This is a genomic window from Pseudomonas sp. RHF3.3-3 (assembly GCF_048069595.1).
GTDB lineage: Bacteria > Pseudomonadota > Gammaproteobacteria > Pseudomonadales > Pseudomonadaceae > Aquipseudomonas > Aquipseudomonas fuscovaginae_B.
In genome coordinates this window covers 6,387,005-6,405,685 of record NZ_CP182250.1, presented here as the reverse complement: position 1 = coordinate 6,405,685, position 18,681 = coordinate 6,387,005, and the positions used below count along the sequence as shown (strand labels likewise).

General features: G+C 64.9%; 12 protein-coding genes. 5 read left to right on the top strand and 7 right to left on the bottom strand.

From position 1 onward, the window contains the following. Positions 1-22: 22 nt before the first annotated feature. Genes ACMGT0_RS28115 through ACMGT0_RS28095 form a run of 5 tightly spaced genes read left to right on the top strand, consistent with a single transcriptional unit; the run spans position 23 to position 9,420 of the window. A complete protein-coding gene (locus ACMGT0_RS28115) occupies positions 23-1,747 on the top strand; it encodes a DUF2138 domain-containing protein (RefSeq protein WP_416770663.1) in 1,725 nt (574 codons plus the stop codon). After that, complete coding sequence (locus ACMGT0_RS28110; RefSeq protein WP_054057977.1) at positions 1,732-2,391, top strand: DUF1175 domain-containing protein; 660 nt, start codon at positions 1,732-1,734, stop codon at positions 2,389-2,391. The genes ACMGT0_RS28115 and ACMGT0_RS28110 overlap by 16 nt, the downstream gene beginning before the upstream one ends. Then, positions 2,388-6,959 (top strand): alpha-2-macroglobulin family protein, encoded by a 4,572-nt coding sequence (locus ACMGT0_RS28105; RefSeq protein WP_416770662.1) that lies wholly within the window; start codon positions 2,388-2,390, stop codon positions 6,957-6,959. The genes ACMGT0_RS28110 and ACMGT0_RS28105 overlap by 4 nt, the downstream gene beginning before the upstream one ends. A gap of 1 nt (position 6,960) precedes the next feature. Next, positions 6,961-8,607: a DUF2300 domain-containing protein gene (locus tag ACMGT0_RS28100; RefSeq protein WP_416770661.1), complete on the top strand. Its 1,647-nt coding sequence runs from the start codon at positions 6,961-6,963 to the stop codon at positions 8,605-8,607. 3 nt (positions 8,608-8,610) lie between these two features. Continuing rightward, positions 8,611-9,420 (top strand): YfaP family protein, encoded by an 810-nt coding sequence (locus tag ACMGT0_RS28095; RefSeq protein ID WP_273824147.1) that lies wholly within the window; start codon positions 8,611-8,613, stop codon positions 9,418-9,420. A 181-nt stretch (positions 9,421-9,601) separates the two neighbouring features. Here the strand turns inward: ACMGT0_RS28095 and ACMGT0_RS28090 are convergent, their stop codons facing one another. The 7 genes from ACMGT0_RS28090 to ACMGT0_RS28060 all read right to left on the bottom strand — a co-directional run bounded on the left by ACMGT0_RS28090 (position 9,602) and on the right by ACMGT0_RS28060 (position 18,680). Beyond that, positions 9,602-10,645, bottom strand: coding sequence for a PDDEXK nuclease domain-containing protein (locus ACMGT0_RS28090; protein ID WP_416770660.1), 1,044 nt, complete (start codon positions 10,643-10,645; stop codon positions 9,602-9,604). Between the two features lie 300 nt (positions 10,646-10,945). Next, complete coding sequence (locus tag ACMGT0_RS28085) at positions 10,946-12,106, bottom strand: diguanylate cyclase (protein WP_416770659.1); 1,161 nt, start codon at positions 12,104-12,106, stop codon at positions 10,946-10,948. Between the two features lie 138 nt (positions 12,107-12,244). Next, a complete protein-coding gene (locus tag ACMGT0_RS28080; protein WP_416770658.1) occupies positions 12,245-13,729 on the bottom strand; it encodes a leucine-rich repeat domain-containing protein in 1,485 nt (494 codons plus the stop codon). After that, on the bottom strand, positions 13,723-15,669 hold the full coding sequence (locus ACMGT0_RS28075; protein ID WP_416770656.1) for a putative bifunctional diguanylate cyclase/phosphodiesterase: 1,947 nt from the start codon (positions 15,667-15,669) through the stop codon (positions 13,723-13,725). The genes ACMGT0_RS28080 and ACMGT0_RS28075 overlap by 7 nt, the downstream gene beginning before the upstream one ends. 510 nt (positions 15,670-16,179) lie before the next feature. Then, positions 16,180-16,938, bottom strand: coding sequence for a LexA family transcriptional regulator (locus ACMGT0_RS28070; RefSeq protein ID WP_054058416.1), 759 nt, complete (start codon positions 16,936-16,938; stop codon positions 16,180-16,182). A gap of 229 nt (positions 16,939-17,167) precedes the next feature. Further along, complete coding sequence (gene ppa / locus ACMGT0_RS28065; RefSeq protein ID WP_054062521.1) at positions 17,168-17,695, bottom strand: inorganic diphosphatase; 528 nt, start codon at positions 17,693-17,695, stop codon at positions 17,168-17,170. Between the two features lie 172 nt (positions 17,696-17,867). Further along, positions 17,868-18,680: a zinc-dependent peptidase gene (locus ACMGT0_RS28060; RefSeq protein WP_054058414.1), complete on the bottom strand. Its 813-nt coding sequence runs from the start codon at positions 18,678-18,680 to the stop codon at positions 17,868-17,870. Between the last annotated feature and the right edge of the window lies 1 nt (position 18,681).

The following is an 18,681-nucleotide window of genomic DNA, read 5'->3' as shown; positions in this document are numbered from 1 at the left end:
CGGATGAATGGGCTTTGCGAACATGAGCGATAACACTGCTTCCCCGGCCGCCGCCGCGCCGGCCACTCCTCCAACTGCCGGTTCGCGCCGCTGGCTGGGCCTGGTGCTCGGGCTGTGCGTGACCGGTGCGGTGGTCGGCGGCCTGGGCTGGTTTTTCCAGCACAAGTCGGTTGCCCCGGTGCCGGAACTGGCCCTGGAAAAACTCGGCGTCAGCCGCCCGGACGCGTTGCTGGAAACCGCGTCGCTGAGCCAGTTGCCCAAGGACCTGCTCAGCGTGCCGTTCCTGCGCGACACCCTCACCGAGGACTTCGTCTTCTACTACGAGAGCCATGGCGATCGCCTGGGCCTGATCGGCAGCCTGCGGCGGATCATCTACGAGCACGACCTCAAGCTGCAGGACAACCTGATCGAGCAACTGTTCGACCAGCCGGCCGACATCGCCCTGTGGCGTGGCACCGATGGCCGTCTCAAGGACTTCCTGCTGGTGATGGACCGTGGTGGCCTGGCCAAGCTGCTCGAACCGCTGGCCCATGTCGCCCTCGACGACACCCAGTTGAGCAAGGTCGGCGAGTTGAAGGTCGCCGGCGACAACGTGGCGCTCTACCGCCTGGCCTACAACGCCAGCAAGGCGCTGCTGTTCGCCTCCCGTGGCGACAAGCTGGTGGTGCTGTCCAACCCGGATCGCCTCTACGAGCAGACCAGCGATGACAGCGAAGTGGCGCCCGGCGAGGTGTCGAGCCAGGCCCTGGCCGCGCTGCTGGGGGGCGACAAGCTGTTCCCCGAGGCGTTCGGCCTCAAACCCCGTGAAGCGACCGTCAAGCAGCGTATCTCGGTGGCCTCCAGCGTCCTGGCCATGGGTTATCAGCGCTTTATCCCCAGCTTCGCCGGCCTGCGCCTGGACATGGACGACAAGGGCTGGCACAGCTTCCTCGCGCTCGACGAACAGGACAAGTCCGCCGACTTCGACTTCAAACCGATCTGGCAGGCCATGCCGGTCGGTGCCAGCGCCTGCGTCGCCCTGCCGCTGGCGGCCGAGCAGCAACAGCCGCTGCTGGTCAAGCTCGGCGCCGATGCGGCCACCGCGCAGAAACTCACCGAACACATGAGCGGTGCCGCCGGCCTGTGCTGGTATGCCGATTCACGCCTGTACACGCCGCTGCTGGTGGCGAACCTGAACAAGGACAACGACAGCCTCGATGCCGACCTCGGCAAGCTGTTCGGCTCCATGGTCGGCACCCGGGAAAGCAACGTCGAAGGGGGACTGTTCCCGATCGACGAACAGAACAAGGACAGCCTGCACCAGTGGAAGCGCGTGGTCAGCTCGACCTTTGGCCAGTACGCCGCCCAGGAAGCCGAGAACCCCGACGCCATCACCGGCCGCGCCTTCTTCCGCGTGAGCCTGGCACGGCACGGCTCGACCCTGTTGTTCTCCCTGGACGACAAGCTGGTGGACAAGGCCCTCGGCACCCTCGACAAGCACTTCCCGCCATTGGCGGACGTGGTGCCCCAGGATGCGCTGACGCCGGTCTACCTGGGCCCGGACTCCCTGGCGCAACTGATGAAGCAGGAGACCCTCGACAGCCTGCCCCAGGACATGGAACCGGTATTTCGCAACGCCGCGCAGACTCACCTGCTGCCCAAACTGCAGAAGCTCGCCGGCTTCGGCAAATACGCCCTGACCCTGCCCGAAGGCACCGAGCCTGACGGTCACTGGCAGTGGCTGCCGCTGCAATGGCGGGCGATGTGATTCGTCTGTCCAAGGCCCTGGGCGTGCTGGCGCTGCTGAACCTGGTGTTCGGCACGTCGGCGTTCGCCGTCGAAACGCCGGCCCTGGATGTCGAGCAGTCCCAGGTGTTCCGCGCCTGGTTCGTGCGCATCGCCCAGGAGCAACTGACCCAGGGGCCGAGCCCGCGCTGGTACCAGCAGGACTGCGCCGGCCTGGTGCGCTTCGCCGCCAACGAAGCGTTGAAGAAACACGATGACAAGTGGCTGCGGGCCAATGGCCTGTCCAACCGCTACCTGCCGCCCGAGCTGAGCCTCAGTGACAGCCAGCGCAAGCTGGCCCAGCAGTGGCAGCAGGGCGGCGGCAAGGTCGGTCCGTACGTCAATGCGATCAAGCTGATCCAGTTCAACAGCCAGCTGGTCAGCCGCGACCTCAACCAGGCGCGGCCCGGCGACCTGCTGTTCTTCGACCAGGGCGACGATCAGCATCTGATGATCTGGATGGGCCGCAACATCGCCTATCACACCGGCACCACCACCCCCACCGACAACGGCATGCGCTCCGCCAGCGTGCAGCAACTCATGACATGGAAGGACACCCGATGGATACCCGATGCAACGAACCCCAACTTCATCGGCGTCTACCGGCTGAACTTCCTCTCTCGATGAACGGGTCTTCCATGATGCGTCTGTTATCCCGAATGGTTTTCGCCCTGGCCGTGCTGTTGCCGGTCACCGCTGGTGCCGCCGATGACTCGGTGCCGCCGAGCAACTACACGCCGATTGCCGGCGAAAGCTTCTTCCTGCTCGCCGACAGCAGCTTCGCCAGCGACGAGCAGGCGCTGGTCCGCCTGGAAGCACCGGGCCGCGACTACCGGCGTTTCCGCATGGAACCGTACGGTGGAGCGGACATCCGCGTGTACCGCATCGACCAGCCGCTGGAGTTTCTCAAGCGCCAGAAAAACCTGCACCGGGTGGTCAGCGATGGCCAGTTCAAGGGCGAGGGGCTGTCCAATACCCTGGCCTACCTGTGGGACAACTGGTACCGCAAGTCCCGTCGGGTGATGCAGCGGGCGTTCTCCTACGAGTCGCGCAAGCAGGTGACCGAGGAGGTGCCGGAACTGAAGATGGGCGACGTCATCAACCGGCCGACCCAATATGACAACCCGCCGCAATACGCGCCGTTGCCGGGCCTGCCACTGGTCAGCCAGTTCCGCTACCCGCTGTGGGACGCCAAGCCGATCCAACCACCCAAGGGCGTCGACCTGGCCGGGTCCTCCAGCCAGTTCATCAGCGTCGCACCGGGTAACGTCTATATCCCGCTGGGCAAGCTCAAGCCGGGCCTGTACCTGGTCGAGGCGCTGGTCGGCAAATACCGCGCGACCACCGTGGTGTTCGTCTCCAACACCGTGGCGGTGAGCAAGATCGCCGGCGACGAACTGCTGGTGTGGGCCGCACGCAAGCACGAAGGCAGCTCGGTGCCCAAGGTCAAGGTGCTGTGGACCGATGGCCTGGGCGTGATGAGCAGCGGCGAGACCGATGCCGAGGGCCTGTTGCGCCTCAAGCACGTCAGCCCCGAGCGCTCGTTCATGATCGGCGAGGATGACGAGGGCGGGGTGTTCGTCTCCGAGAACTTCTACTACGACAGCGAAATCTACGACACCAAGCTCTACGCCTTCACTGACCGGCCGCTGTACCGGCCGGGGGACTGGGTGTCGCTGAAGATCGTCGGTCGCGAATTCAAGAACGCCCGCGACTCGGTCAACCCGACCGGTGCGCCGGTGCGGGTCAGCGTGCTCGATGCCACCGGCACCATGCTGCAGACCCTGGACCTGAACCTGGACGGCAAGGCCGGTACCCAGGGCCGTTTCCAACTGCCCGACAACGCCGTGGCCGGCGGTTACGAGCTGCGTTTCAGCTACCGTGACCAGACCTACAGCAGCGCCTTCCGCGTCGCCGAGTACATCAAGCCGCACTTCGAAATCTCCCTGGACCTGGCCAAGCAGGACTTCCGTACCGGCGAGCCGGTCAAGGGCAAGCTGCAACTGCTGTACCCGGACGGCAAGCCGGTGGTCGATGCCCGTGTGCAACTGACCCTGCGTGCCCAGCAACTGTCGATGGTCGACAACGAGCTGCAATACCTCGGGCAATTCCCGGTGGAACTGAGCAGCGCCGAGCTGACCACTGACGACAAGGGCCAGGCCGTGCTCGACCTGCCGGCGGCGGAGAAGCCCAGCCGCTACATGCTCACCGTGTTCGCCAGCGATGGTGCGGCGTATCGGGTCAAGACCACCAAGGAAATCCTCATCGAGCGTGGCGCGTCGCGCTACAGCCTGTCGGCCCCGCAGCGCTTCAGTGCCAGCGGCGAGAAGGTCGCGTTCAGCTACGCCAACGAGTCCGCCGTGGAGCCGGCCAACGCCAGCAAGCCGAGCAGCTACAGCTGGGTACGCCTGGAAGACCAGTCCACCGGTGGCGGCAAGCTCGCGGCCGGCGACAAGGGTTTCAGCCTCACGTTCGACCGTCCCGGCACCTACAACCTGTCGCTCAAGGACGAACACGAACGCATCCTTGGCGCCACCGGCCACTCGGTGACCGGCGATGGCGTCAAGGCCGTGCCCGGCACCGTGGAGATCCTGCTCGACAAGCCCGAGTACCACGCCGGTGACGAAGCCCTGGCGCTTATCACCTTCCCGGAGCCGGTCAACGACGCGCTGCTGTCTCTTGAGCGCGACAAGGTCGAGGCCACCGCGCTGCTGTCCAAGGGGGCCGACTGGCTGCGCCTGGAGAAGATCAGCGCCAACCAGTACCGCGCGCGGATTCCGGTGAAGGACAACTTCGCCCCCAACCTGACTTTCTCGGTGCTCTACACCAAGGGCGGCGAGTACAGCTTCCAGAACGCCGGCCTCAAGGTCGCCACGCCGCAGATCGACGTGGCCATCGCCACCGACAAGGACAGCTACCAGCCGGGCGACACCGTCTCGGTGGACCTGACCACCCAGTTCGCCGGCAAGCCGATCCCGGCGCACCTGACCGTCAGCGTGGTGGATGAAATGATCTATGCCCTGCAGCCGGAAGTGGCGCCGAGCATCGACCAGTTCTTCTACCACCCACGGCGCAACAACGTGCGCACCAGCGCCAGCCTGTCGTTCATCAGCTACGACGTGGCCCTGCCGGGCAGCCCCGGTGCGCCGGGCAAGGCCAACCGCAGCGAACGCGGCGTGAAGGTGCTGGAGCGGCCGCGTCGTGAAGACGTCGACACCGCCGCCTGGCAGCCGGAACTGGTCACCGACGCCAACGGCAAGGTGCGCTTCACCTTCCGCATGCCGGACTCCCTGACCCGCTGGCGCATCACCGCCCGGGCCATTTCCGATGCCGGGCAGGTAGGCCAGCGCAACCAGTTCATCCGTTCCGACAAGCCGCTGTACCTGAAATGGAGCGGCCCGACCCACTTCCGCAACGGCGACCAGCCCAAGCTCGGCCTGTTCGCCTTCAGCCAGGACGACAAGCCGGCCAAGGCCGAACTGCTGATCCGCTACGCCGGCCAGGAACAACGCCTGCCGCTGTCGCTGAACAAGGGCATCAACTACATCCCGCTGCCGGCGATCGCCCTCGGCAGTGGCGACTGGACCGCCGAACTGCAACAGAACGGCAAGGCCCAGGACACCCTGGCCGTACGTCTCACCGCGGTCGCCGACGGCTGGCAGGTGACCCAGAGCCAGAGCCTCAGCGTGGCCAGCGGCGATACCCCGCTGAGCCTGCCGGCCGATGCCAGCGACATTCGCCTGCGCCTCGACGACAGCCCGCAGGCGCTGTTCCGCGCCAGCCTCGACGACCTGCTCGGCTACCCCTACGGTGGTGTCGAGCAGACCGCCAGCCAGTTGCTGCCGCTGAGCATCGCCTACCCGGCGCTGTCGGGTAACGCGCAGATCCGCGATCGCCTGCGCCTGATCCTGCAGAACAGCCGCCTGCGCCTGGTCTCGATGGCCGGTCCCGATGCCTGGTTCACCTGGTGGGGCGAGGACGTCACGCCGGATGCCTTCCTCACCGGCTACGCCTATTACGCCGACTGGTACGCCAGCAAGGCCCTGGGCGTGAGCCTGCCGCCGGAGCATTGGCAGCGGGTGCTGGACGTCTACGCCAAGCAGGCTTCCGCTACGCCGTTGCTGCAACGGGCGCTGGTGCTGTCGTTTGCCAGGGACATGCAACTGCCGGTCAACACCCTGCTCAGCGGCCTGATGGACGAACTGGCGAAAGCCGGCGAGGGTGCCGACGCCAACCTGCTGGATGATGGTGAAGACAGCGTGGTGATGGGCGCACCGGACTCGGCCCTGGGCCTGGCCAGCGCGCGGGTACTGACCGCGGCACTGGCGCGCCAGAGCAAGGTCGCCTTGCCGGACGCGTTCAGCCGGCAACTGCCGGCCGCCGAACAGCGCCTGGGCGCCAGCTCGCAGCCGTTCGCCACCGCCCTGAACCTGTCGCTCAAGCCGTTCAATGCCGAGCAGGCCCAGGAATTGTTGCAGCGTCTGCTGCCGCAGCAATCCACCCTGGAGCGTGCGCTGGCCCTGACCTGGCTGCAACGCAGCGTCGAGCAGACCCCGAAAATGGTCAGCCTGACTCCGGGCGAAGGCTGGCAGGTCCGCCAGGGCAGCACCGGCGAGGCCTACTGGCAGTGGCAAGGCCAGGGCGTGCCGAGCGTGCTGACCCTGAGCGGTGCCCAGGAGCGTCCGTTGCGCGCCAGCCTGAGCTACCTCAGCCAGGGCAAGGCCGCCGCCGACCTGCCGGTGCAGATCAGGCGCCGCCTGCTGGAACTGGTGCCGGACGATGAGCCCAATACCTTCAGCCTCAAGGCCGTGGGCGACAAGCCGCTGTCCAGCGACAGCCTGTACCTGGACGAAGTGATCCTCACCAGCAAGGCAGCCAAGCCGGTGCGTTACGGCATGCTCGAACTGCCGCTGCCGCCGGGGGCGGATGTCGAGCGCACCACCTGGGGCGTCAACCTGGCCGGGCTGGCCGGCGAGGAAGCCACGCCGCTGGAGAAGGCGCATTTCGAACCGGGGCAGATGGCCTACGGGGTGCCGGTCAACAGCCTCAACGGCGAGGTGCGCGTGCGTCATCTGCTGCGCTTCTCGCAGAAGGGCCAGTTCAAGCTGCCGCCGGCGCGCTTCAGTCAGATCTATGCGCCGGAGCACCAGGCCCAGGAGCAGAAGGCGGCCCTTGGACAAGTCACGGTTCAATGACATGAGCCGTCCGCTGACCTGGCTGGTGCTGTGCCTTCTTCCTCTGCTGGCGACGGCAGAGGAGGCGCCGTTGCGCCTGGCCTGGAAAACCGCTGGCGGTTATGAGCTGGTGCAGTTGAACACCACGCAGGTGCTCAGCCGCGAACCGTTGCCGGCGGACCTGCAAACCCCGCTGGGCAGCCTGTGGAAGCTGTTCGTCTATGCCTGGCTGGTCGATACCGACCAGCAGGAGCCGGCCTACGATTGCCACGGCCAGGATCACGAGGAAGTCTATTGCTGCACGCCGGGCGGCAACATCGCCCGCGATGCGGCGCTGGTCCGTTCCTGTGGGTTGTACTTCGACCCCAAGCGGCTGAGCCTCGATGCCGGCCGGTGGCGCGACTACTGGCAGGCCCGCCAGGCTCCCGCCTGGCTGCAGAGCCTCGACCACCTGCAGCCGCAGACCCGCGTCCCCGTGGCACAACTGCTGGAGGCGCTGCGTACGCTGCCGGCCCAGGACGCGGCGCGTCGGCTGCTGCTCGACGTGGTGCTCAACGCCGCCGACGGCCAGGCCGTGGCGGTGTTGGGTGGGCGGCTGCGGGTCAAGACCTGGAGCTGGCTCGGCGACCAGGACCCGCAGTCGCGCCAGGGCGGTTTCGCCGGCTGGCTGGCGGACGGCACGCCGCTCTGGGCCGGTGGCCGCGGCACCAGCCAGATGGTGTTGCGACACTACTCGGACGTGCTCGGCGGTTTCCTGCCGGCACCGCAGGCGGAAGACGCCGGGCGTTGCGTGCAGGTCGAGCTGTTCTCGCGCTACCCGCTCAAGGGCGTCAGCCGTGTGGATGGGCAGGCGGCCGCGGAGGGGGGCCTGCAAGGCCGCTACCGGGTCGACTTCGCCAACGGCAACCAGCTGGACATCGAAAGCACGGGCGAACTGTTCCTGTTGAAGAACGCCGGCCAGCCACAACTGGTGGCCCGGCTCGATCGTGAGGAGTACGTCGCCCGGGTGTTGCAGCGCGAGGCCAGGAGCGAACCGGCCGAGGCGGCCAAGGCCCTGGCCGTGGCGATCCGCAGTTACCTGTTGCAGAACGCCGGGCGCAGCGGCGACTGCCTGAGCATCGACGACAGCAGCAGCCGCCAGCGCGTGGCGCCGCGACCGGCCACGGCCGAAACACGTGCCATCGCCGCCTGGACCAGCGACCTGGTGCTGGCCGGCAGCCCGGTGACCTACCACTCCGACCAGCCCGGCCCGGACAAGCTGTCCTGGCAGCAGGCGGTGGAGCAGGCCAACAACGGCGCGCGCTACGACCAGATCCTCCAGCACGCCTATCCACGGGCGAGCCTGAGCCGCTGGGACAACCCGGTGGCGTCCTGCGAGCCCCTGCCGGCGGCCCAGGAGTGGCTGCTCAAGCAGCGTCGCGTCTGGCGCCAGCGGCTGGACCGGGAGGTCGGCTATAACGAACTGAGCCGCTTCGCCGTCTGCCGCGTGGCGTTCGGCCGGCCCTATGTCGATCGCGAGCGCCAGCGCATCTACGTGCGCGGCGTGCTGACCCAGCAGGACCGCCTCGACCTGACCCATGAATACCTGCACCTGGCGTTCGAGGCCCACCCGAACGGCCAGGACGAAGACTACATCGAAGGGCTTGCCCGCCACCTGTTACTGGAATAGGCCATGACATTGCGTATCCCCACCCTAGCCCTGTTCCTCGCCACCTTGGCGGTGCTGGGCACGGCCCATGCCGACATCAAGCTCGACACCCCGCGGGGTGGCTGGCGCCAGGGTTCGTCGGACGGCGAAAACTACAGCCAGACCGTCAACTACCCGGCCTCGTCGGTCAACACGCCACTGGGCCAGGCCGACACGGCGCGAATCATGGGCCAGATCAAGGGCACGCCGAAGAATGCCCGCGAGCCGGGCAACCTGATCGTCAATGGCGTGAGCATGCCGCTCAAGCTCGATGCCTCGGGCAACTTCGACCGGCCGTTCGCGTTCCCCAACGGCACCAACAGCGTTGAAGTGCGCAGCCCTGACGGCCAGCAGCGCAAGCGCGTGCAGTTTCTCAACGCCGGTGGCGCGACCAAGGCCAAGCTGCGCATCCTGCTGTCCTGGGACAGCGACCACACCGACCTCGACCTGCACGTGGTCACGCCAGACGGCGCGCACATCTGGTACGGCGACCGCACGGCGCCCAACGGCGGCTCGCTGGACGTCGACGTCACCACCGGCTACGGCCCGGAAATCTTCTCCATGCCGGCGCCGATCAAGGGCCAGTACCTGATTTACGTGAACTACTACGGCGGCGGCTATCGCAGCGATGACGACGGGGACGGTGGCCAGGAAAACGCCGTGCAGGCCCTGACCACGGCGAAGATCACGCTGATCACGGAAGAGGGTACGGTGAACGAGAAGATGGAATCGTTCATCGTCCCGATGCGTGCGCCGGGCGAGCTGACGCTGGTGCGCAAGTTCAGCTATCCCTGAGAGCGTGGCGTTTCCAGGCTGGCGAACAAGTCTTGAGGGCCCATTCGCGGGCAAGTCGGATCGCCGCACCGCCGGCTCCTACAGAGACCGCGCCAGACACCTGTCCGATGTGCGCTCCGGGGGCGCAGCATTTATCCGCGAAAGAGCCCGAGAGGGCAGACCAGGACTGATCCGTGATCAGCTAACTCGCGTCATTCCCTGCCAGCTCACGCTCGATCTGTTCGATACTGGGTAGGCTGGTTTGCAGCTCGGCTGGCAGGGACTCCACCAGCTGATACTCGGCCACTCCGATGGGGAGGGCACTATCTCGCAGAGCGTATTCAGCCACGACCTTATTCTTGCTTTTGCATAGCAGTAGGCCGATGGTTGGTGCGTCCTGGGGATGTTTGAGTTGGGCATCTACTGCTGTCAGGTAAAAGCTCAATTGACCCAAATGCCCAGGTTTGAATTTGCCAGCCTTGAGCTCGATCACCACGTAGCAACGCAGCTTCAGGTGATAGAACAGCAGATCAATGAAGAACTCGTCTCCGCCGACATCCAGCAACACTTGTTTGCCGACGAAGGCGAATCCCGCACCCAGTTCCAGCAGGAATTCGGTGACGTGTTTGATGAGGGCACTTTCAATCTCGCGCTCTTGGGCATCGGCGGTCAGGCCGAGGAAGTCGAAGCGGTAAGGATCTTTCAGCGATTCGCGGGCCAGATCGGAGTGGGGCTTGGGTAGATGGTTTTCGAAATTGCTGGCAGCGTTGCCGCTACGCTCCAGCAGGCGGGATTCGATCTGCATCACCAGAATGTTGCGCGACCAGTTGTGCTCGATGGCTTTGGCTGCGTACCAGCGACGAGTCTCTGGGCCGGGCAACTTGTCCAGCAGCGCTAACTGGTGATACCAGGGTAATTGTGCAAGCACCTCTTGCACAAATTCCGTGTCCGGCCACGCTTCGGCAAATGCGCGCATGTATTTGAGGTTGCGGGGCGAAAACCCTTTCATGTCGGGAAAGGCAGTGCGCAGATCCTGCGCCAGGCGCTCTATGACCTTGGCCCCCCAACCCTCCTGGACCTGCCGGGTCAGGATCTCGTGGCCGATCTGCCAGTAGAGCAGCACCAGTTCACGATTGACTGCCAGCGTGGCGCGCTGTTGAGCGGTATGGATGCGACCTTTGAGATCAGCCAGCCAGTCGCCATATCCTTCGGGAGGTGAGCTCAGACCAGCAGGTTGGTTGCTCATGCCTTTTCCTCGTGACGTTCCTTGTGCTGCATTTGCGGGTATCCGGGAGCGCAGGTCAAACGGTTTCCTGAACGATCAGATTTCGAAATCTTACGCAGGCCGTTGGCCTTGGGGTTCAGGAGGATGTGTTTGAAGAGGGGAGCACCTTGCTCACCCGAAGTCGAAATCGAAGATAGTCACCCGAATGGTCAGGCACAAGCGCACTGGAATTTCTAGAAAACTTCAGGCGAAGGAAAGGGAGTCGTCCCGCCAGCGCCGGCAAATCATGCTCAAAAACGCTCAATCCGGTCACTGAACCGATCAGTCTGCGGCGCTGCTCATGGCGACTTCCACGCGGTTACGCCCCTTGCCCTTGGCGCCATACAGCGCCTCGTCCGCCAGTGACAGCAACCGTGACAGTTCGTAGCCGTTTTCCCGTGTCGTCACCACCCCGATGCTTACGCTGAGCAGGCCCGGCTCCAGCAAGGTCAACGCGGCAAACTCGCGACGGATGCGTTCCGCCACGTCGACGGCCGCCGCCTCGTCGCTTTCCAGCAGACAGGCGAATTCTTCCCCGCCAATGCGTCCGAACACGTCCTTCTCGTGCAACGCGCGGCCCATGACCCGGCTGAAGGCGATCAGCGCCTGGTCTCCCACGGCATGGCCGAAGGTGTCGTTCAGTCGCTTGAAATGGTCGAGGTCGCAAAGCAGCAGCGCCATTACCGTACCGCGCCGCTGGCAGGCCTCCAGCCGGCGAGCTCCACGGTCCATGAACGCCCGGCGGTTGCCGACACCGGTCAGGGCATCGCTGTAGGCGGCCGCCTTGAAGCGCAGTTCGGCGCGTTCCTTGACCATCGCCAGGGTCATGTAGGCGATGCCGATCACGTAGACCATGGCCTCGAACAGCAGGAACGAGAAAAACGAGGTGCCCTTGCCGACACCGGTCAGCGCCTGTTCGAGCCCCATGCCGGTGTCGTAGAAGGCCCGGATGTAATAGAACACCGTGTGCAGCAGGGTCAGGAAAAAGGCTGGCAGGTAGGAGACTTCGAGACTTTTCTGGCTGCGCCAGAACTCCAGCACCGTAACCGATCCGTAGACGGCGGTCAGCAGCGAGTAGGCGGTGACCCGTATGCTCAGCGACTCCATGAAGGCGGGTATCAGGCACAGGGCCAGCCAGGCCCCCGCACCGGCCAGCATGCCTGGCAGCGACGGCGCCCGTCCGGCCAGTATCCGCATCGCCGTCCAGTTCATCGCGGCGCTCAGCAACAGCACGACATTGCCCAGCACCAGGGGCACGAAGTCGATGCCCATGCCCCGCAGGCTCACCAGCACCATGCCCAGCGACGCCAGCAGCATCGTGCCGGCCAGGTAGGCGAGCGGTCGTTCGCGGGTTTCACGGCTCCAGGCGTGCAGGGTCAACAGGCCCATCACGCAGAAAATGAGCACCGACACGATGAGCAGGGTCGGGATGTGAAGCGTCATGCGCTGAAGCTCCTTTACCTGGCGCCCAGAGGGTCTCACGGCAGGCGCAAGGGTATGGCTAAAGGACGGCAACTGTACCTCAGTTGCTGCGTGGTTGACCGCACTCCCTTGCGGCGCCTGCTGGAGACTGGCGCAGCTTCAGATGCCAGGTCCGATGACGCGCGCCGGCAGCCTGGCCAGACGATCCCAACCGTCGGCATCGATCCCGGAGCAGTTCTGCAACGACAATTTTTGCAGCGGCAATTGCTCCAGCGTAGGTACCACGGCCGAGGTGATCCGCGACTCCCCCGGGCTTGCCGTGAGCGTCAGGCTGCGTAACGGCAGGCGGGCAAGATGGGCGACGCCGGCATCCGTGAGCCAGGGGCTGTCATACAGGTCGAGGTGCTTCAAGGGCAGGTCGCGCAGGCAGGCGAGGTCGGCGTCGCGCAGGTCCAGACCGCCGATCTCCAGTGCTTCCAGCGGCAGGCCCAGTTCGGCCAGCGTCCGCAGCGCCTTGCCGTCCACGCCATTGCAGAAGTTGAGCTTCAGCCTTTTCAGCGGCAGGCCCGCCAGTTGTTTCAGTTCCTTGTGGGTGACTTCGTTCAGGGAAAGGTCCAGCGACTCCAACGCCAGGCCACGCAAGTCGCCCAGGGCGTCCGCACCGATGCCCTGCACATCGCAGAGCCCCAGCCGCTTGAGCGGGAAGGCGTGCAGTGTGTCCAGCCGCTCGATCATCACTTGGGACGCCTTCAGATCCAGATCGGCGAGCGGCATGCCTTCCAGTTCGGCCAGGTCCTCATCGCTGATATAAGCGCACTGCAGTGACAGCCGCTCGATCGGCAGATCGCGAATCGCCTGCAGGGTGGCCTCGTTCGCATAGCAGTAGTCGAGGCTCAACGAACGCAAGGCCGTCAGGCTGCGCAGCCAACTGGCGTCCTCCAGTATGGCGAGACGGCCCCAGCCGAGGGACAGATGTTCGAGTGGGTGTCTGGACAGATGGGCCATGCCGCGGGAAGTGAGTTGTTCGATGCGCTCCAGTTCCAGGGAGCGCAACGGCAGGCGCGATAGCGCGAGCAGACCGTCGTCGGTGATCTCATCGCAACGGTTCAGCGACAGTTCCTGCAGCGCACTGTCGCCGAGTTGCCGGAGGAACGCGTCGTCGAAGTCATCACCGTAGGTTTGCAGTTTCAGCCGGCGCAACCGCTCGACTGGCGGTAGGCAGGTCTCGTTGTCCGAGCGGGAAAAGCCGCTGATCTCCAGCGTCTCCAGGGCCAGGGCGGGCAGGCGGCGCCAGAGCTCCTGGTCGCAGCTGAAGTTCGGGCCGTCGAGCACCAGCGTGCGCAGTGGCAGTCCGGCCAGGGCATCCAGCCAGTCCGGTTCGGCATCGCCCAGTTCCAGGCGGTCGACCGGCAGCCCGCGCAACTGCGGCAGCCAGGCCCTGGGCCGGTTGGCATGCGGTTTGGCGTGCAACCCGGCAATCACCGTCAGGGCGGCCGGATCGCCCAGGCCGGCGGCGAGCCGCAAACCATCCAGGGCCACATCGGCGGTGTCGAGCAGGTCGCGATAGAGCGCGGCGCGCACCGCAACATCGTCGGGGGCGGCGGCAAGCCGGTCGATCAGGGTCCTGCGGTCGGGATTCAGCACTGTGCACGTTCCGTCGTATTTTCCTGGTCGAGCCAGGCCTCGACCGATGCCGGCGACATCGGTCTGGAATAGTAGTAACCCTGTACCAGCGAGCAGCCCAGGCTGGCCAGGGCATCCAGTTCAGGCTGGGTTTCCACGCCTTCGACAATGCAATCGAGCTGCATGTCCAGGCTCAGCGCCACCAGCGATTTGACGATCTTGTAGCTGGCCGGCTTTTCATGCAAGCCGGTGACGAAGCTGCGATCGATCTTGATCTTGGTGAAGGCCAGCGAGTGCAACTGGCTGAGGCTGGAGTAGCCGGTGCCGAAGTCGTCGAGGGAAATGCCGCAACCCAGCCGGCGGAAGCCGTCGATGGTGCGCTGCACCTGGACGATGTCCTGCATGGTCGCCGTCTCGGTGATTTCCAGGTCCAGTCGCCGGGGATCGAAACCGCTCGCCACGATCACTTCGACGATCTGCTGCGCCACTTCGTCCGACGCGCAGTCGTGGGCCGAGAGGTTGAACGACAGGCGAATGTCGGCCGGCCAGCCGTTGGCGGTTGCCAGCGCCTTGCGCAGCAGGGGCGGGGTCAGGCGGTTGATCAGGCCGATCCGCTCGGCCACCGGGATGAACCGGTAGGGCGAGACATCGCCCAGCTTGGGGCTCTGCCAGCGCGCCAGGGCCTCGAAGGACACGGTGCGTTGAGTGCGCAGGTCGATCACCGGCTGGAACACCAGGTGGAATTCCTGCTCGATGTCCGCCCGGCGCAGGGCCTGCTCCGTCACGCCTTCGTGCAACAGTTGCTGGTGGTGGCAGGCGGTGAACATCGACAGCGCACCGCGGTTGGTGCGTTTGCTGTGATAGAGCGCGTAGTCGGCGTACTCGAACGCCTCGATGGCATTGGTCGCCATGTCCGGGAAGGTCGCCATGCCCAGGGAGCCGCCGATCTGCACCGGCAGGTCGGTGAGCAGGAACGGCGTGGCCAGGGCCTCGCAGACCCGCTGGCCGAAGGCGGCCAGGGCCTGGTCATTGGCGTCGTTGGCCAGGATCAGCGCGAACTCGTCACCGCCCAGGCGCGCCAGGTGCATGCCGTCTTCCAGCAGGCCGTTCAGGCGCTGGCCGACCTGGGCCAGCAGGCGGTCGCCGACGCTGTGGCCGAACTGGTCGTTGACCGGCTTGAAGCCGTCGAGGTCGATGATACCCACCGCCAGCCGTGAACCATTGGCCTCGGCGTTGGCCATCTCGCGGTCCAGGGTGCTGAAGAACTGCCGGCGGTTGGGCAGCCCGGTCAGGCTGTCCTCGTTCGCCAGCTTGAGGTTTTCGTCACTCAACTGCTCGGCCTTGGCCTGGGCGTCGACCAGCCGGGTAAAGGCGCGGTAGTGGTTGTTGAGGATCACCAGCATGGTCATGGACACCAGCAGCACGTTCAGCGCGGTGGCCGTGAAGGCGGTGTTGCCCATGCTGGAGAAGAACACCACGAACACCACGTTGACGATCAGCGCCGTGCTCTGCGCGGCCGGGCGCAGGTGCATCATGCTGAAGATCACGCCGATGACGGTGATCGCCATGTAGAAGGCGACGTGGGATTGCGCATAGATATCGCCATAGGGGAACAGGGCCAGTGACCAGAAGGTAAAGGCCGTGGCAATCGGTGGCGCCAGCAGATTGGTCCGCACCAGCGCGCGGGCGATCAGCTCCGGTGCCGGCGGATGATGGCGCATGCGCCACCACATGCCGCCGCGGATGCCGCAGATCAGGGTCATGGCCACCGGGATGTAGAAGGCCAGCCAGTCTGGCGCATTGTCCAGGTGGGTCATGACCAGCGCCCAGGTGTTCACGATCAGGATGAAATACATCAGCGGCAACTGACGAGCCAGCGCGATGTACTGTGCCTTGAGCAGCCTTGGGTTATCCAGGGGCGGGGTGACGAGTTTTCGAAGCTTCTTGAATAGGCCAGTCATTATCACGAGAGCCTCTGTGGCCGTGGTCGATACAGCTCCCTCTGCTTGAAGGCGGCCTCGCGCATGCATTATCGCGAGGGTCAGGTGCCCGCAGGCCGATCTGTGCCGGCTGTAGCCTTTATTTCGGCTGGGTGGGCGAGTTCTGGAGGGAGGGGGCCGGCTTTTGAGGGGTTAAGAGAATGAGAGGCGATCAACGGTGCTGTCGGGCAGCGCACCTCAAGGAGGCCGGGTGAATGGCAGGCATTAAAAAGCCGGCTTGTGGCCGGCTTCTCGGGGACGGGTTTGGCTTATTTTTGGTAAGCCTCGCCCGCCTTCAAAAGGTACATGCGCAAAGGCAATGTCTGGTCGGGAGACCCTGCGCGGTAGTCTCGCACAGGGTGGGTGGCAGGCTGACCCGCTTTCGGGGGACGCTGCCAGAATGTGCGGCGCAGGATACCCACATTTGCGACATATGCCCAGCGAAAACCGCCATGCAGAGCGATCGTTTTCAGATAAATCCACATTTCGACGCTATTTACAGGGCACTGGCGGGCGGCGCTTGTTCAAGGTCGACCACCAGAACACCCAACCGAGGATCCGAATGCCCTGGCGCTCGATCTCTTCGGCGCTGAAGATCTCGTCGGGATATTCGTCGCTGTTGTGGCTGCGCAGCCGCAACGCGCCTGCCGGCAGGCGGTAGACGTACTTCACCCGGAGCATGCCGTCGTGTTCCAGGGCATAGATTTCGCCGTCCACCACCTGGGTCAGGCTGCGGTCGATGGCGATGGTGGAGCCGTCCTCGATCTTCTCGGCCATGGCATTACCGATCATCGGTGCGCAGATGGCCTTGTCCGGGTCGACGCCCATGGCCTGCAGGATCCGGTACGGCAGGCGTACCTTGCGCCCGGGGATGGCGCTGACCTGAGTCTGCTTGGAGCCGGGGGCCGTAGGCGTTTCCTTGTAGAGCGGAACCTGTACGTCGTTGCGCTCGCTGGCGGCCAGGTCGTCACGGGCCGAGTAGGGCTCCTGTTCGCCGGCCCGTGGCCGCAGGGCGTCGGCCTCTGCCTCGGCGGCAGAAGCACCCGGATGCTTCGGACCCTCGCCCGTTCGTAGCCAACGGCTGTTGACGCACAACAACTCCGCTATCTCATCCATGCGGGCCATGGGGATGCCACGCTTGAACCAGTTATTGACGTGCTGCGGCGTCACCTGCCGGTTGGCAGCGAAGTCCGAAGCGGAAAGATGGCACTCCCGCAGGAGCGCTCTTAAGCGATCGCCTGATGTATTCATGAACACAGAGTTTACTGGCGTGCTACACCCGTTTAAATAAACGAGATGTTCAAAAATAGCCGGCAAAAGCACACAACGTGATTGATTTCGTTGACTATTCCTACTCTTGCGTGTGGACGCCCGTTTCGCGCTGTTTATTCATTAAACGCCTTGTTTGTCCCGGGGTAAACGGGCATAAAAAAACCCCGGCGGACCGGGGTTCTTCATCAGCGTGCGCTGTCGGTGCGAATCAGCCCTTGTAGGCGGCAACCGACTTGCTGATTTCGGCGCGGGCGGCGTCAGCGTTGCCCCAGCCTTCGATCTTGACCCACTTGCCTTTCTCGAGATCCTTGTAGTTCTCGAAGAAGTGCTTGATCTGCTCCAGCAGCAGGGCTGGCAGGTCGGTGTATTCCTTCACGTCGACGTACAGCTGGGACAGCTTGTCGTGAGGAACCGCGATCACCTTGGCATCGCCACCGCCGTCGTCGGTCATGTGCAGGATGCCGACCGGACGGGCACGGATCACCGAGCCTGGAGCGACCGGGTAAGGGGTCACGACCAGCACGTCGAGCGGATCACCGTCGTCGGCCAGGGTGTTGGGGATGAAACCGTAGTTGGCCGGGTAGAACATCGGGGTGGCCATGAAACGGTCAACGAACAGGCAGTCGCTGTCTTTGTCGATTTCGTATTTGATCGGCGCGTGGTTGGCCGGGATTTCGATCGCGACGTAGATGTCGTTCGGCAGGTCTTTGCCAGCCGGGATCTTGCTGTAGCTCATTGGGCGATGCCCCCGTTAGTTGACCAGAAACCTGGTTGGATTGACCAAAAAGTGGCGGCGATTATAGGCACATTCCGGGGTGGATGCCACGTGTTGCAGGACGTGTGGGCGCGGCCGGTGCATGAGTTGTCCGGGACTTCTGGGGCTGTTGGCGAACCCCATCGCCCCCGGATCAGGGGGCAGGCTGGTAGCGCGGGTCGTGCGCCTGCAGGTGCCGCAGCCGCGCCAGCGGGTCCTGGCGGTAGAACGCGCGCAGTTGCTCGTAGACCCGTGGGTAGGCCGCGTCCAGCAGATCCGGGGCGCTGAAGAAGTATTCGCTGGTCACCGCGAAGAATTCCGCCGGGTTCTCGGCGGCATAGGGGTCGATGGCGGTCTCGGCGTCGGGGTCGCGGTCCAGCTGGCGGTTGAGGTCGTCGTAGGCGTGTTGCATGGCCTGGGCCCAGTCGCCGACCCGCATGTCGCTGTGCAAGGGCGGCAGGCCGTTGGCGTCGCCGTTGAGCATGTCGAGCTTGTGCGCGAGTTCGTGGATCACCAGGTTGTAGCCTTCCCAGGCACCACTGGCGAGCACGCCGGGCCAGGCGAGGATGACCGGGCCACGGTGCCAGGCCTCGCCGCTGTGTTCGGCATCCCACTCGTGTTCGACCCCACTGGCATCGCGATGACGTTGCGGGCTCAGGAAATCGTCCGGGTACAACACGATTTCATGGAAACCCGAATACCACGCCAGATCGCCCAGATGCAGCAGCGGCAACTGTGCCTGGGCCGCCAGCAGCAGCCGACTGTACTGATCCAGCTCGACCCCCGGCAGGGCGCTCAGGTGCTTGTCGGCGAGGAACAGCACGCTGTGCTCCAGCAGCCAGCGGTCCTCGGCCTCGCTCAGGCCGTCGAGAAAACTCAGGTGCTCGCGGACCCGCTGCCAGGTTTCACGGGCAACGGGATGGCGGGCGAGGGTTCGGCGGCGGCGCCAGGCACTCAGCGACCACACG

Coding starts and splice junctions, on each gene's coding strand:
- ACMGT0_RS28115 (WP_416770663.1), top strand. CDS start 23: ATGAGCGATAACACTGCTTCCCCGGCCGCCGCCGCGCCGGCCACTCCT.
- ACMGT0_RS28110 (WP_054057977.1), top strand. CDS start 1,732: ATGGCGGGCGATGTGATTCGTCTGTCCAAGGCCCTGGGCGTGCTGGCG.
- ACMGT0_RS28105 (WP_416770662.1), top strand. CDS start 2,388: ATGAACGGGTCTTCCATGATGCGTCTGTTATCCCGAATGGTTTTCGCC.
- ACMGT0_RS28100 (WP_416770661.1), top strand. CDS start 6,961: ATGAGCCGTCCGCTGACCTGGCTGGTGCTGTGCCTTCTTCCTCTGCTG.
- ACMGT0_RS28095 (WP_273824147.1), top strand. CDS start 8,611: ATGACATTGCGTATCCCCACCCTAGCCCTGTTCCTCGCCACCTTGGCG.
- ACMGT0_RS28090 (WP_416770660.1), bottom strand. CDS start 10,645: ATGAGCAACCAACCTGCTGGTCTGAGCTCACCTCCCGAAGGATATGGC.
- ACMGT0_RS28085 (WP_416770659.1), bottom strand. CDS start 12,106: ATGACGCTTCACATCCCGACCCTGCTCATCGTGTCGGTGCTCATTTTC.
- ACMGT0_RS28075 (WP_416770656.1), bottom strand. CDS start 15,669: ATGACTGGCCTATTCAAGAAGCTTCGAAAACTCGTCACCCCGCCCCTG.
- ACMGT0_RS28070 (WP_054058416.1), bottom strand. CDS start 16,938: ATGAATACATCAGGCGATCGCTTAAGAGCGCTCCTGCGGGAGTGCCAT.
- ppa (WP_054062521.1), bottom strand. CDS start 17,695: ATGAGCTACAGCAAGATCCCGGCTGGCAAAGACCTGCCGAACGACATC.